Source organism: Sphingomonas trueperi, from assembly GCF_040545965.1.
GTDB classification, from domain to species: Bacteria; Pseudomonadota; Alphaproteobacteria; order Sphingomonadales; family Sphingomonadaceae; genus Sphingomonas; species Sphingomonas trueperi_C.
On record NZ_JBEPMV010000003.1, the window covers coordinates 420,276 to 433,399 of the forward strand.

Below are 13,124 nucleotides of genomic sequence, written 5' to 3' on the forward strand. Positions count from 1 at the left end.
TTCATGTCACCTTACCGTATAACCGGTTTTACTAGGTAATGATTTCGCGCAAGGCCGCGAATACCTCGCCGTCGATCGCCTTGCCGACCTCCCCCGCCATGATGCCCAGCGCCTGCTCGACGGGCAGGGCCGCGCGATAGGGGCGATCGGCGGTGAGCGCGTCGTAGAAGTCGCAGACGGTGATGATCCGCGCCTCGCGTGCGATCAGCATCGCGTCGAGCCCGAGCGGATAGCCGCGCCCGTCCAGCCGCTCGTGATGCGCGCCGGCCACCGCCGCCATGTCGCGCAGCGGCGCGATGCGCGAGAGGATCGCGGTGGTGTGCGCGGCATGGCTGCGCATTTCCTCCCATTCGATCTCGTCGAGCTTGCCCGGCTTCTCCAGCACCCGGCTGCTCACGGCCAGCTTGCCGACATCGTGGAGCATCGCGCTGCGCTTGAGGGTGCGCAGCTTGGCGCCCTCGACGCCCAGCGCCTGCCCCAGCGCTTCGGTATAGGCGCCCACCCGCCCCGAATGGCCGCCGGTATAGGGGCTCTTGGCGTCGATCACCGCCCCGAAGGCGGCGGCGATGTCGTCGAGATAATCCTCGTCGACCGCGACGCGCTGCTCCCGGGGCTCGAACGCGCGGACGCGGGCTTCGAGCGCGGGATCGGCGAGGTCCGCCCAGAAGCCCGGCTCGCGCGCGACGAGCACCGTGAAGCACCGCGCGAGCGCCGGGTCGAACCAGCTACCCGAGCGCGCCGCCACTTCCTCGATCGCCGCCTGCGGACCGGCTGCGGCGTGGAAGACGTCCACGATCTGCGCGAGCAGCGCCAGCTGCGCCGCCAGCGGGATCGCATCGCCGCGCAGGCCGAGCGGCTTGCCGCTGCCGTCCCAATGCTCGTCGAGCGCGGCGATCGCCTGCGCCACCGGCGCAGGGAAGCGGAGCTGGCGGGCGATGTCGGCGCCGCGGGTGCAGCGAGTCTGGATCAGGTCGGTGACGATGGCGTTGCCATCGCGCAGGATGGCGAGGATCGCCTTGGCCCTCGCCCCCAGCCGCTCGCCCTGTCCGGTGCGGGTGAAGACATAGCGCAGCGTCGGCCCGAGCCCGACCGCCAGCAGCTTGTGCTCCTGCTTCACCTTGCGATCGTCGGCGAGATAGAGTTCGGCGATCCGCGCGGCGTTGCTGCTGCAGCCCAGGTCCTTGAGCAGCGTCGCGTAATAGACGGTCCGGCGCTCCGCTGCCGACAACCGCAGCGCCACCGCCATCCGGCTGGCGATCCAGCAGGCCCGCAGCGAATGGCCGGCGGGCTGCCCCTCGGTCAGGTCGAGCGCGTAGGAGAAGGCACCCAGGATCTCGGCCAGCGACGTCGTCTCGCCGGACCGGGCATCGAAATGGGCGGAATCAAAGTGCAGCATGGGCGGCGTCCATCGGGGGACGCAGCCATAGCGGGATTCGGCTTAAGACCGGGTTTCGCTCAGCTCTTGATCTTCCAGCCGCGACGCAGCAGCCCGTAGCAGAACAGCCCCAGCACCACGTCCAGCGTCAGGATCACCAGGCTGCCGATCAGGATCGGCGAATCGGCCACGCCGAGGAAGCCGTAGCGGAAGCCCGAGATGATGTAGAAGAACGGGTTGGCATGGCTGATCGCGCGGAACACCGGCGACAGATTCTCCACCGAGTAGAAGGTGCCGGACAGCAATGCGAGCGGCGCCACCACGAAGTTGGTCACCGCTGCGGCATGGTCGAACTTCTCCGCCCAGATCGAGGTGAGCACCCCCATCAGCGCGAGGAACAGCGAGCCGAGGAAGCCGAACCACAGCACCGCCCAGAAATGCGCCGGGAAGACGTGGACGCCCCACAGCGCCATCGCCAGCCACACCGTGCCGCCGACGCAGAAGGCGCGCGTCACCGATCCGCCGGCCAGTGCCGCCAGCATCTCGCCGGTGGAGAGCGGCGGCATCAGATAGTCGACGATCGTGCCCTGGATCTTGCCGACGAGCAGCGAGAAGCTGGCATTGGCGAAAGCGTTCTGCAGCATCCCCATCACGATCAGGCCGGGGGCGATGAAATCGGCGTAATGAATCGAGACACCGTCGAGCGTGACGGTGCGCCCGCCGCCGCCCAGTGCGACCGTGAAGATCACCAGATATAGCAGGGTGGTGACCGCCGGTGCCCACACCGTCTGGAGCTGCACCTTGAAGAAACGGCGCACCTCCTTGATATAGAGGGTGCGCAAGCCTCCCCAGTTGACGTTGCGAATCACCGGAACGCCCGGCTCGGGAAGCTGTGAACCGATTTCGGGGTGGCTGCTCATGACGCGATCGCGTACCCGCTGACGCCGCCGCCCGCAAGACGAAGGAACCGAAGTGAGCTGGACCGACGAGCGTATCGAAACGCTGAAGAAGATGTGGGACAGCGGCCTGACCGCGACGCAGATCGCCGAGGAACTGGGCGGCGTGTCGCGCAACGCGGTGATCGGCAAGGCCCACCGCCTCGGCCTGCCCTCGCGTCCGTCGCCGGTGAAGTCCAACGAAGCCAAGGCCGCTGCCGCCGCGACGCCTGCCGCAGCAGCGCCGGCCGAGCCTAAGCCGGCACCCGCGCCCAAGCCTGCGCCGGCACCCGCCGTGCCGCGCCCCCAGGCAGCCGCGCCGGCCCCTGCCCCGCGCCCGGCGCCCCCCGCGCCTGCCGCACCCGCGCCCTTCGACGATGCGGACGTCGACAGCGACTCCGACGCGGCCGAGCCCGCAGCACCGCGCGCACCCCAGCCGGTGCTCCGCTCGGTCGGCCCGGGCGGCTTCATCCGCCAGAATCCGGGCGAGCAGGCCCCGCCGAGCACCCCGGCCCCGCCGCGCCGCCTCGTCCCCGCCAAGCCGAGCGAGGCGATCGCGGGCAAGACGACGCTGCTCGATCTGAACGACAAGATCTGCAAATGGCCGCTCGGCCATCCGGGCGAGCCGGACTTCCACTTCTGCGGCGAGAAGGTGAATCCGGGCTTCCCCTATTGCGTCGATCACTGCGGCCACGCGTATCAGGCGCAGCTCCCCCGCCGCGACCGTCGCCCGGCGCCGACCATGCCCTTCGGCGGCACGCCCCGCCCGCGGTAAGCTATAGATTCTCGCTTCCAGCCGTCATCCCGGCGAAAGCCGGGATGACGTGCGTTGGGGTCATGGACCTACATACAACCCCGCCTTGCGCGGGCACCCCCGCACCCCCTATACGTTCCGCATGTCCGAAGACCTCTTCGCTGCGCCCTCCGTCCCCGCCGGCACCTATGACGCCTCGTCGATCGAGGTGCTCGAAGGCCTGGAGCCGGTACGGCGCCGCCCGGGCATGTATATCGGCGGCACCGACGAGCGCGCGCTCCACCATCTCGCAGCCGAAATCCTCGACAATGCGATGGACGAGGCGGTTGCGGGGCACGCCAACCGCATCGAGGTGACGCTCTCCGCGCCCAACCGCATCACCATCGTCGACAATGGCCGCGGCATGCCAGTCGATCCGCACCCCCGCTTTCCGGACAAGTCGGCGCTCGAGGTGATTCTCTCGATGCTCCACTCGGGCGGCAAGTTCTCGGGCAAGGCCTATGCCACCTCGGGCGGCCTGCACGGCGTCGGCATCTCGGTGGTCAACGCGCTGTCGGTCGACACGGTGGTCGAGGTCGCGCGCGACAAGCAGCTCTATCGCCAGCGCTTCAGCCAGGGCCAGACGCTGGGCCCGCTGGAGAAGATCGGCGGCACGCCCAACCGGCGCGGTACCAGCGTCGCCTTCACCCCCGATCCCGAGATCTTCGGCGAGATGCTGTTCAAGCCGGCGCGGCTGTACAAGCTCGCCCGCTCCAAGGCCTATCTGTTCGCCGGCGTCGAGATTCGCTGGAAGTGCGATCCGTCGCTGATCGCCGACGACACGCCGGCCGAGGCGGTGTTCCAGTTCCCCGGCGGCCTCGCCGATCACCTGAAGGAACAGGTCGGCAGCCGCGAATGCGCCACCGCCGATTTCTTCGCGGGCACCCAGGAGTTTCCCGATTCGCAGGGCCGGGTCGAGTGGGCGGTCGCCTGGCCGCTGTGGAGCGACGGCAGCTATAGCTGGTATTGCAACACCATCCCCACGCCCGACGGCGGCACCCATGAGCAGGGCCTGCGCCAGGCGCTGGTACGGAGCCTGCGCAGCTTCGCCGATTTGGTCGGCAACAAGAAGGCCAAGGACCTCAACCCGGACGACGTCGTCACCGGCTCCGAGGTGATGCTCTCGGTGTTCATCCGCGAGCCGCAGTTCCAGAGCCAGACCAAGGACCGCCTCACCAGCCCCGAGGCGACCGCGCTCGTCGAAAAGGCGGTGCGCGATCATTTCGACCATTTCCTCACCGACAATATGGAGCGCGGCAAGGCGCTGCTCGGCTATGTGCTCGAGCGGATGGACGATCGCCTGCGCCGCAAGCAGGAGCGCGAGGTCAAGCGCAAGTCGGCGACGAGCGGCCGCAAGCTGCGCCTGCCCGGCAAGCTCACCGACTGTTCGGCCGATAGCCCCGAGGGCACCGAGTTGTTCATCGTCGAGGGCGATTCGGCCGGTGGTTCGGCCAAGCAGGCGCGCGACCGCAAGACCCAGGCGATCCTGCCGATCCGCGGCAAGATCCTCAACGTCGCCAGCGCGACCTCGGCCAAGATCCTGGCGAATCAGGAAATCGCCGACCTGATCCAGGCGCTCGGCTGCGGCACCCGCAAGGACTGCGACGCCGCCCATCTGCGCTACGAACGCATCATCATCATGACCGACGCCGATGTCGACGGCGCCCATATCGCGACGCTGCTGATGACCTTCTTCTTCCAGGAAATGCCGGACCTGGTGCGCAAGGGCCACCTCTACCTCGCCCAGCCGCCGCTCTACCGCCTGACGGTGGGCTCCAAGAGCCTCTACGCCCGCGACGACGCGCACCGTATCGAGATCGAGAAGACCGCGTTCAAGGGCAAGAAGGTCGAAGTCAGCCGGTTCAAGGGCCTCGGCGAGATGAACCCGAACCAACTCAAGGAAACCACCATGGACCCCAAGACGCGCGGCATGCTGCGCGTGACGCTGCCCCAGGAATATGAGGAGCGCGCGGGGGTGAAGGACTTGGTCGACCGCCTGATGGGTAACAACCCCGCCCACCGCTTCGCCTTCATCCAGGAAAATGCGGCACGGCTCGACGAAGAGGTGATCGACGCCTGAGAGCGCGTCGCGGCTTGCGCGCCGCCGGACTATGTGTACCATCCTCCTAACACAGGGGGGGGATACGTCGGATGCGTCTCATCGCCATCGTCCCGCCGCTGCTGGCCTGCGGGACGCCTTGCCTGGCCCAGACGGCGCCCGCGGCACCCGCCGCCGCGCCGGTGCAGGCGGCCAAGGAATTCCGCGACCGCGTCAACCAGCTGCCCGACCTGTTGCAGGGCAAGGGCGACTATGACGCCGCCTTCTCCGACGCCTTCCGCGCGCAGGTGCCCAAGGCCACGTTCGACACGGTGCGCCAGCAGATCGCGGCATCGGCCGGCCCCTATTCGGACCTGCAGCATCTCGATGCCAAGACGCCGTGGTCAGGCACGATTACCGTCGAATATCGCGACGCGCTGGTCAGCATGGCGATCTCCGTCGATCCTGCCGGCGACCACCGCATCACCGGGCTGCTGGTGCAGGGCGTCACCGCGCGCGAGGCGACGCTCGACGCGGTCGAAGCCGCGCTCAAGGGGCTGCCGGGCCGCACCGGCTATGCGCTCGCAAAGCTGGGCGACGGCAAGCCGCAGCTGCTCCGCCAGCATAATGCCGACCAGGCCTTCGCGATCGGCTCCGAATTCAAGCTGGTGATCCTCGCCGAGCTGATCCGCGCAACCAGTGCCGGCGAGCGCAGCTGGGACGACATGGTCACGCTCGACGGCAGCGAACTGCCCGGCGGCGGCTACACAGCCAAGCCGGCCGGCACCAAGGTCTCGCTGCGCGAACTGGCCACGCAGATGATCTCGATCAGCGACAACAGCGCGACCGACATCCTGCTGAAGACGCTGGGGCGCACCAAGGTCGAGGCGATGCTGCCGGTGGTCGGCATCGCCGATCCCGCGCGCAACCGGCCGTTCCTCGGCACCGGCGAGGTCTTCAAGCTCAAGACCATCCCGGCGTTGCGCGATCGCTATATCGCCGCAAACGAGGCCGAGCGGCGGGCGCTGCTCGCCGGCGAGGTGGCAGCGACGCCGCTCAGCAAGGTGGATGTCGGCCTGTTCTCCGCCGGCAAGCCGCTGTCGATCGACACGCTCGAATGGTTCGAAACGCCCGCCGATCTCGTCCGGGTGATGGACTGGATCCGTCGCAACACCGAAGGCCCCAAGGGCAAGGACGCGCGCGCGGTGCTGTCCAAGAACCCCGGCATCCCGCCGCTGGCCGCCAGCAAATGGAGCTATGTCGGCTACAAGGGCGGGTCCGAGCCGGGCGTGATCGCGATGACGCTGCTGCTGCAGGGCAAGGACGGCGGCTGGACCGTCCTCTCCGCCAGCTGGAACGACCCCGCGCAGGAGGTCGAGCAAGGCCGCTTCGCCGGGCTGGTCGGCAAGGCGGCCGAGCTGGCCGCCCCGCCTCAATAAGCGATCCGCACCGATCCGCGCACCGTGCGCGGGGCACCGGGGTAGACCCAGAGGCTGCTGTACGAGCTCATCGCATAGCGCGCGTCGAACAGATTGTCCGCCTCCAGCCGCACGGTAAGGCGCCGCGAGAAGGCGTATTCCGCCGCGGCCTTGGCCTTGACGTAGCCGGGCAGCACCAGCCCGCTGCCGTCGATCGCGCCGATGCGGTCGCCGACATAAGCGAGGCCGCCGCTCACCGAGAGGCCCTTCCCGGCCGCATCGAGGAAGCGGCCAAGCAGGAAGACGGTGCCGGCATGGGTCGGCACGTCGAGCACCCGGTCGGTGGCAAAGCTGCGGTCGAGCGTGCGGGCATGCGTCCAGGCATAGTTGGCGACCAGCTGCCAGTGGCGGCCGAGCCGGGCCGATCCGTCGAGCTCGATGCCGTGGCTGCGCAACCGGCCGACGGGCGCGTTGAAATTGGGATCCACCGGATCGTTGGTCAGGATGTTGTGCTTCTCGATGGAAAACCAGCTGGCCGACAGATCGATTCCCGGCAGCCGCGCGGAGGCGCCCAGCTCATAGCCCTTGCCCGTTTCCGGCGCGAAGCCGCTGCCGTCGCGGCCGGTGCCTGAGTTGAGCACGAAATTCTCGCCCCAGTTCGCGTGCAGGGCGAAGCGCGGGTCGAGCCGATATTGTGCGCCGACGCGGAAGTGCACCGGATCGTCCACCGCCCGGCCCACTGCACCGGTGCGGTTGTTGGCGATGCGCTGGCGATAGGGATCGTAGCGCACCGCGCCGCTCAGCGTCAGCCGATCGGTTACTTCCCACAAATCTTGGAGATAGGCGGTCGCCGCCCAGCGCTTCTCGCGATTGTCGGTAAAGGGCGTGAGCGGCAGCGCGGTGCCGCCATACACGGGGGCGAACACGTCGATCGCATAGGGCGCGGCGGCGCTCGGGTTCCGGCGCAGCAGCCCTTCGCGATAGTCGAGCACCGTGCCCTTGAGGCCGACGCTCAGCTGGTGGCGGGTGACGCGGCCGGTCAGCTCCATCCGGGCAGAAAGGTCGTCCACCGTATAGTCGCGCTGCCGCCGCTGCCGCCACAGGCTGCTCCCCACCAGCCGGGACTGGTCGGCGGAGAAGCCGTTCAGCGATCCGGTGCGCCATGCCACGCCGCCGTTGAGCGCCCAGCCGCCGCCGAGCGCGACCTCGCCGGTCAGCTGGTGACGCTCGTTGCGGAAGCGAGTGACGCCGTTGCTCGGCTCGCCGAAATAGCGGTTGCGCGGCAGCGCGTTGGCGTCGCCGGCGATGGCGGGCATGCCGCGATCGAACGGGGTATCGAAGCGCGTGATCTCGCCGACATAGGTGAACTGCACACCCGCGGACGGTCGCCAGGTGACCGAGGGCGCGAGCGTACGGCGCTTGAGCGTCACGAAGTCGCGCCAGCCGTCGCTGTCCTCCACCGCGCCCGCGACCCGCACCGCCAGCGTGGCGGTGATCGGCTGGTTGAGGTCCAGCTCGGCGCGCTTGGTGTCGAACGAGCCATAGGTGAGCGTGGCGCTGCCCGTTGCGACTGTTCCCGGCGTCTTGCTCACCAGATTGACCCGCCCGCCCGGATCGGCATCCCCGAACAGCGCGCCCATCGGCCCCTTGAGCAGCTCGATCCGCTCGGTCGTGGCGGGGTCGCGCGGCGGGGCCATGCCGCGATTGGCGAGGAAGCCGTCGACATAATATTCGGCGCCGCCGTCGGGCGTACCGAGAAAGCCGCGGATCGCGAAATTGTCCATCACGCCGCCGCGGTTGTTCTGGTTGCTCACGCCGCTGACCAGCTCCAGCGCGTCGGACAGGCGATAGCTGCCGGCGGCGGTGAGCAGGTCGCGCTCCAGCACCCGGCTCGATGGCGACATGCGCTCGGTCGCCGGGTCGGCGGATAGCGTGCCGTCCGTATGCTGCTCGCGGGTGCCGAGCACGACGATTTCCTGGCCGGCGGGATCGGTTTCGGGTTCGTGCGCTTCGGCGGCGGCAGGGAAGATCGCGCCGAGCGAAAGCAAGGCCGTGGCGAGTGTCACGCGCAAAATGGGTTGCCCTTTGTGTGATGTTGTATCATTGCGCTGCAGCATGTTGCAGCGCTTGTCAACCATCGCCCCGGACGTGTCCGCCCTCCCCCGCATCCGCTCGATCGACGCCCTGCGCGGGCTGGTGATGCTGCTGATGCTGGTCGATCACACCCGCGAGACCTTCTATTCGACGGTGCCGGTCGCCGACCCGCTGGGGCCGGAGACGCCGACCGCGCTGTTCCTTACCCGGCTGACCGCGCACTTTTGCGCGCCGGTGTTCGTGTTGCTCACCGGGCTGGCGGCGTGGCTCTATGCGCAGTCGCGGGGTGGGGCCGCGGCGGCTTCGGACTTTCTGTGGAAGCGCGGGCTGTTCCTGGTCTTGCTGGAACTGACCGTGGTGAACTTCGCCTGGGGCTTCGATCTCACGCCAGCGATGCTCTACCTGCAGGTGATCTGGGTGATCGGGCTGTCGATGCTGGCGCTGGCGGCGCTGGTCCACCTGCCCCGTCCCGCGTTGATCGCGCTCGGGTTGGCGATCGTACTGGGGCACAATCTGTTCGACGGCTCACACGTCTCGAGCGAACCCTGCCACGCGATCTGGGCGGTGCTGCACGAACGCACGATCTTCGACCTGCCCTGGGGCGGGCGGCTGCGGATCAGCTATCCGCTCCTGCCGTGGATCGGGGTGATCGCGCTCGGCTACGCGCTGGGGCCGTGGTTCGCGCGCGAGGTGGACGCTGCCGCGCGGCAGAAGAAACTGGTGGCGACGGGCCTCGCGGCGCTGGCGCTGTTCGTGCTGCTGCGCGCGACCAACGTCTATGGCGACCTCCACCCCTGGCAGGCGGGCGCGGACGCGCTCGGCACCGTGCTCCAGTTCGTCAACCTCACCAAATATCCGCCCTCGGCCGATTTCGTGCTGGCGACGCTGGGCGTGGGGCTGATCGTGCTGGCCTCCTTCGAGCGGCTGCCGGCGCGGGCCGCGGCACTGCTGGCGGTGCTGGGCGGCGCGCCGCTATTCTTCTACCTGTTCCACCTCTACCTGCTGCGGGCGCTGAACCTGGCGGCGGGTGCGGCGCTGGGCGTGGCCGGGCCGGTGAGCGTGCCCAACGTCACCGCGCTATGGCTGCTGGCGGCGATCGTCGCGGTGCCGTGCTGGTTCGCTACCCGTGCCTTCGGCGACCGCAAGCGCCGGAGCGACGCCTGGTGGATGCGCTACCTATAGGTCGCCGCGCATCCGCCGCTGGTGGTATTTCACCCGCACGGTGATGCCGAGTACCATCAGGAAGAAGGCCAGCCCGAGCACCGCCGCGGGCACCGCGATCGGCATCGGCCAGACCTTCGCCCGCAGCGCCGCGAGCAGCGCGCCGAGCACCGCCAGCCACACGGCCCCCATCCGCAACGGCCGCGCGATCTGCTTGAGCTCGGCCTTGTAGGCGGCGCGCTCGGCAGGATCGTTCAGGTTCGGCGGGGTCGGCATGTCCAGTCTTCCTTCAGCAGCCCGTAGAGCGTGGTGTCGCGGACGCCGATATGGGTCTCCCATTCGGCGCGCAGCACCCCCTCCAGCCGGAAGCCCAGCCGTTCGAGCAGCCGGCGCGAATACACATTGTCCGGGTCCGTGTCCGCAAAAACCCGCCGATGGTTTTCGGCGAGGAAGAGCTGGTCTAGCGCCGCGCCGATCGCTTCCTCGGCGATCCCCTGCCCCCAGTGCGCGCGGGCGAGGAGATAGCCGATCTCGCTGACGTTCGGCCGTTTCTCGGTCACCGGAATGAAGCCGATGGCGCAATCGTTCTCAGCCAGAGTGATCGACCACACGCGCCGACCGGGACCGTTGGCGGCGAAACTGTCACGCGTCTCCGCGACATCTCGGTGGGGCGCATGGGCCCACCAAGTCATCAGCGCGGCGTCGGAGAGGCTGGGGAACAGCGCCTCGGCATCGTCCACCGTCCGCGGCCGCAGGCGCAGCCGCGCGGTGGCCAGCACGGGCGTGTCCGCCATCTCAGCGATTGCCGCCGATGAAGTCGCCCAGCCCGCCCAGCACCGAACCCTCGCCGCGATTGTGGCCGCCGCCATTGGCCGCGGCGAGCATGCGCCCGGCCAGTCGAGCGAAGGGCAGCGACTGGATCCACACCTTGCCGGGTCCGCGCAGCCGCGCGAAGAACACGCCCTCGCCGCCGAAAAGCATGCTGCGCACGCCGCCCACCGAGACCAGGTCGAAATCCACCGACGGCGTCAGGGCGGCCAAGCAGCCGGTATCGACATGGAGTTCCTCGCCGGGGGCCAGCTCGCGCTCGACGATCGCGCCGCCCATCTGGACGAACACCCAGCCGTCGCCGTCGAGCCGCTGCATGATGAAGCCCTCGCCGCCGAACAGCCCGGTCATCACCCGGCGCTGAAAGGCGATGCCCATCTGCACGCCCTTGGCGGCAGCGAGGAACGCGTCCTTCTGGCAGATCAGCGTGCCGCCGATGTCCGCCAGCCGCAGCGGCACGATCGCGCCGGGGACGGGCGAGGCGAACGAGACGCGGGCCTTCCCGCTGCCCTGGTGGGTGAAGACGGTGGTGAACAGACCCTCGCCGGTGACCAGCCTTTTGCCTGCGCCGAGCAGCTTGTCCATGATTCCGCCGCCGGCGTTGCTGCCGTCGCCGAACACGGTCTGCATGGTGATGGGCGCGTCCTTCCACACCATCGCGCCGGCCTCGGCCACCGCGCTTTCGCCGGGATCGAGCTCGATCTCGACGAACTGCAGCTCCTGGCCCTTGATCTCGAAATCGATGTCGTCGGCATAGCCTTCGCGGCGCGTGTGCGACCAGGGGCTCATCGGCGGCATGGGTCTCTCCTGTACGTGTTGCAGCGACCTAGTACACCAAAGCCGGTGACGCGCGAAAGCCTCCCCTATCGTCCGGGGTGACATCCCGGATGCGCTGTGTCATTGCGCAACTTAATTACAAGGCATGAGTCGGCGTCCAGCCGATCCGCAGGAGAGTATGATGCGTGTTATCGATCATGTGATCGTCGGCCATTCCGGCGGCGGCGCGGGCCGTAGGTCGGACGTTTTCGACCCCAATAGCGGCGCCGTGCAGGCGCAGGTGGCGCTCGGCACCGCCGCCGATCTCAACCGCGCCGTCGCCGCCGCACAGGCCGCCCAGCCCGGCTGGGCCGCGACCAATCCGCAGCGCCGCGCCCGCGTGATGTTCCGCTTCAAGGAACTGGTCGAGGCAAACATGGACGCGCTCGCGCACCTGCTCTCCGCCGAGCACGGCAAGGTGATCGCGGATTCGAAGGGCGACATCCAGCGCGGGCTCGAGGTGATCGAATTCGCCTGCGGCATCCCCCACGCGCTCAAGGGCGAGTACACCCAGGGCGCCGGCCCCGGCATCGACGTCTACTCGATGCGGATGCCGCTGGGCATCGGCGCGGGCATCACCCCGTTCAACTTCCCGGCGATGATCCCGATGTGGATGTTCGGCGTGGCAATCGCCTGCGGCAACGCCTTCCTACTCAAGCCTTCCGAGCGCGATCCCTCGGTGCCCGTCCGTCTCGCCGAGCTGATGCTGGAGGCCGGCGCGCCCGAGGGCATCCTCCAGGTAGTGCAGGGCGACAAGGAAATGGTCGACGCGATCCTGGACCATCCGGCGATCAGCGCGGTGAGCTTCGTCGGCTCGTCGGATATCGCGCATTATGTCTATCGCCGCGGCGTCGAGGCGGGGAAGCGCGTCCAGGCGATGGGCGGCGCCAAGAACCACGGCATCGTCATGCCCGACGCCGATCTCGACCAGGTCGTGGCGGACCTTTCCGGCGCCGCGTTCGGCTCGGCCGGCGAGCGCTGCATGGCCCTCCCCGTGGTGGTGCCGGTCGGCGACAAGACCGCCGACGCGCTCCGCGAAAAGCTGATCCCGGCGATCGAGGCCTTGCGGGTGGGCGTGTCGACCGATGCCGAGGCGCAATACGGCCCGGTGGTCAACGCCGCGCACAAGGCGCGCGTCGAGAACTGGATCCAGACCGGCGTCGACGAAGGCGCCGAGCTGGTGGTCGACGGCCGCGGCTTCCAGCTGCAGGGGCACGAGCAGGGCTTCTTCATCGGCCCGTCACTGTTCGACCGCGTGACGCCCGACATGAAGAGCTACCAGGAGGAGATCTTCGGCCCGGTCCTCCAGATCGTCCGCGCCCCCGATTTCGAGACCGCGCTGCGCCTGCCGAGCGAGCATCAGTACGGCAACGGCGTCGCGATCTTCACCCGCAACGGCCATGCCGCACGCGAATTCGCGGCCCGCGTAAATGTCGGCATGGTCGGCATCAACGTGCCGATCCCGGTGCCGGTCGCCTATCACAGCTTCGGCGGCTGGAAGCGCTCGGCGTTCGGCGACGTCAACCAGCACGGCATGGAAGGCGTTCGCTTCTGGACCAAGGTGAAGACCGTCACCCAGCGCTGGCCCGACGGCGCCCCCGACGGCAGCAACGCCTTCGTCATCCCGACCATGGGGTGACGCGCTTGAGGACGCCGCTCTCCTCTA

At 68.7% G+C, this 13,124-nt stretch carries 11 protein-coding genes; 5 read left to right on the forward strand and 6 right to left on the reverse strand.

Annotation, left to right across the window (positions count from 1 at the left end):
* Positions 1–31: 31 nt before the first annotated feature.
* Positions 32–1,396 carry an HD-GYP domain-containing protein gene (locus ABIC35_RS09695; RefSeq protein ID WP_121074670.1) on the reverse strand — a complete coding sequence of 455 codons (1,365 nt, stop codon included), beginning with the start codon at positions 1,394–1,396 and terminating at the stop codon, positions 32–34.
* Between the two features lie 59 nt (positions 1,397–1,455).
* Complete coding sequence (locus ABIC35_RS09700) at positions 1,456–2,295, reverse strand: ABC transporter permease (protein ID WP_121074667.1); 840 nt, start codon at positions 2,293–2,295, stop codon at positions 1,456–1,458.
* 52 nt (positions 2,296–2,347) lie between these two features.
* Here ABIC35_RS09700 and ABIC35_RS09705 point away from each other — a divergent pair, with 52 nt between their 5' ends.
* The 3 genes from ABIC35_RS09705 to ABIC35_RS09715 all read left to right on the forward strand — a co-directional run bounded on the left by ABIC35_RS09705 (position 2,348) and on the right by ABIC35_RS09715 (position 6,580).
* Entirely contained in the window at positions 2,348–3,085 is a 738-nt protein-coding gene (locus ABIC35_RS09705; RefSeq protein ID WP_121074664.1) for a GcrA family cell cycle regulator, read from the forward strand.
* 121 nt (positions 3,086–3,206) lie between these two features.
* On the forward strand, positions 3,207–5,183 hold the full coding sequence (parE, locus tag ABIC35_RS09710) for a DNA topoisomerase IV subunit B (protein ID WP_121074661.1): 1,977 nt from the start codon (positions 3,207–3,209) through the stop codon (positions 5,181–5,183).
* A gap of 71 nt (positions 5,184–5,254) precedes the next feature.
* On the forward strand, positions 5,255–6,580 hold the full coding sequence (locus ABIC35_RS09715) for a serine hydrolase (protein WP_121074658.1): 1,326 nt from the start codon (positions 5,255–5,257) through the stop codon (positions 6,578–6,580).
* Here ABIC35_RS09715 and ABIC35_RS09720 read toward each other — a convergent pair.
* Positions 6,574–8,625 (reverse strand): TonB-dependent siderophore receptor, encoded by a 2,052-nt coding sequence (locus tag ABIC35_RS09720; protein WP_354278424.1) that lies wholly within the window; start codon positions 8,623–8,625, stop codon positions 6,574–6,576. The two genes, ABIC35_RS09715 and ABIC35_RS09720, sit on opposite strands and share 7 nt — an antisense overlap.
* Before the next feature lie 49 nt (positions 8,626–8,674).
* On the opposite strand from ABIC35_RS09720, the gene ABIC35_RS09725 reads away from it, so the two are divergent.
* The gene (locus ABIC35_RS09725; RefSeq protein WP_121074652.1) at positions 8,675–9,835 is read left to right on the forward strand and encodes a DUF1624 domain-containing protein; all 1,161 of its coding nucleotides are present in this window, start codon (positions 8,675–8,677) and stop codon (positions 9,833–9,835) included.
* On the opposite strand, the gene ABIC35_RS09730 is transcribed toward ABIC35_RS09725, so the two are convergent.
* From ABIC35_RS09730 to ABIC35_RS09740, 3 genes are read right to left on the reverse strand one after another with little or no spacing between them, the layout of a single operon-like run.
* Positions 9,830–10,090 carry a hypothetical protein gene (locus tag ABIC35_RS09730; RefSeq protein ID WP_121074649.1) on the reverse strand — a complete coding sequence of 87 codons (261 nt, stop codon included), beginning with the start codon at positions 10,088–10,090 and terminating at the stop codon, positions 9,830–9,832. The two genes, ABIC35_RS09725 and ABIC35_RS09730, sit on opposite strands and share 6 nt — an antisense overlap.
* Positions 10,069–10,608, reverse strand: coding sequence for a GNAT family N-acetyltransferase (locus ABIC35_RS09735; RefSeq protein ID WP_121074646.1), 540 nt, complete (start codon positions 10,606–10,608; stop codon positions 10,069–10,071). Before ABIC35_RS09735 ends, ABIC35_RS09730 begins: the two co-directional genes overlap by 22 nt.
* A 1-nt stretch (position 10,609) precedes the next feature.
* Complete coding sequence (locus ABIC35_RS09740; RefSeq protein ID WP_121074643.1) at positions 10,610–11,440, reverse strand: TIGR00266 family protein; 831 nt, start codon at positions 11,438–11,440, stop codon at positions 10,610–10,612.
* Between the two features lie 160 nt (positions 11,441–11,600).
* On the opposite strand from ABIC35_RS09740, the gene ABIC35_RS09745 reads away from it, so the two are divergent.
* Positions 11,601–13,097, forward strand: a complete 1,497-nt coding sequence (locus tag ABIC35_RS09745) for a CoA-acylating methylmalonate-semialdehyde dehydrogenase (RefSeq protein ID WP_121079178.1) — start codon at positions 11,601–11,603, stop codon at positions 13,095–13,097.
* Positions 13,098–13,124 lie beyond the last annotated feature (27 nt).

Bases quoted from the DNA above. Each gene is read 5' to 3' on its own strand.
- ABIC35_RS09700 (WP_121074667.1), bottom strand. From the start codon at position 2,295: ATGAGCAGCCACCCCGAAATCGGTTCACAGCTTCCCGAGCCGGGCGTT.
- ABIC35_RS09725 (WP_121074652.1), top strand. From the start codon at position 8,675: ATGTTGCAGCGCTTGTCAACCATCGCCCCGGACGTGTCCGCCCTCCCC.
- ABIC35_RS09715 (WP_121074658.1), top strand. From the start codon at position 5,255: ATGCGTCTCATCGCCATCGTCCCGCCGCTGCTGGCCTGCGGGACGCCT.
- ABIC35_RS09695 (WP_121074670.1), bottom strand. From the start codon at position 1,396: ATGCTGCACTTTGATTCCGCCCATTTCGATGCCCGGTCCGGCGAGACG.
- parE (WP_121074661.1), top strand. From the start codon at position 3,207: ATGTCCGAAGACCTCTTCGCTGCGCCCTCCGTCCCCGCCGGCACCTAT.
- ABIC35_RS09745 (WP_121079178.1), top strand. From the start codon at position 11,601: ATGCGTGTTATCGATCATGTGATCGTCGGCCATTCCGGCGGCGGCGCG.
- ABIC35_RS09740 (WP_121074643.1), bottom strand. From the start codon at position 11,440: ATGCCGCCGATGAGCCCCTGGTCGCACACGCGCCGCGAAGGCTATGCC.
- ABIC35_RS09735 (WP_121074646.1), bottom strand. From the start codon at position 10,608: ATGGCGGACACGCCCGTGCTGGCCACCGCGCGGCTGCGCCTGCGGCCG.
- ABIC35_RS09730 (WP_121074649.1), bottom strand. From the start codon at position 10,090: ATGCCGACCCCGCCGAACCTGAACGATCCTGCCGAGCGCGCCGCCTAC.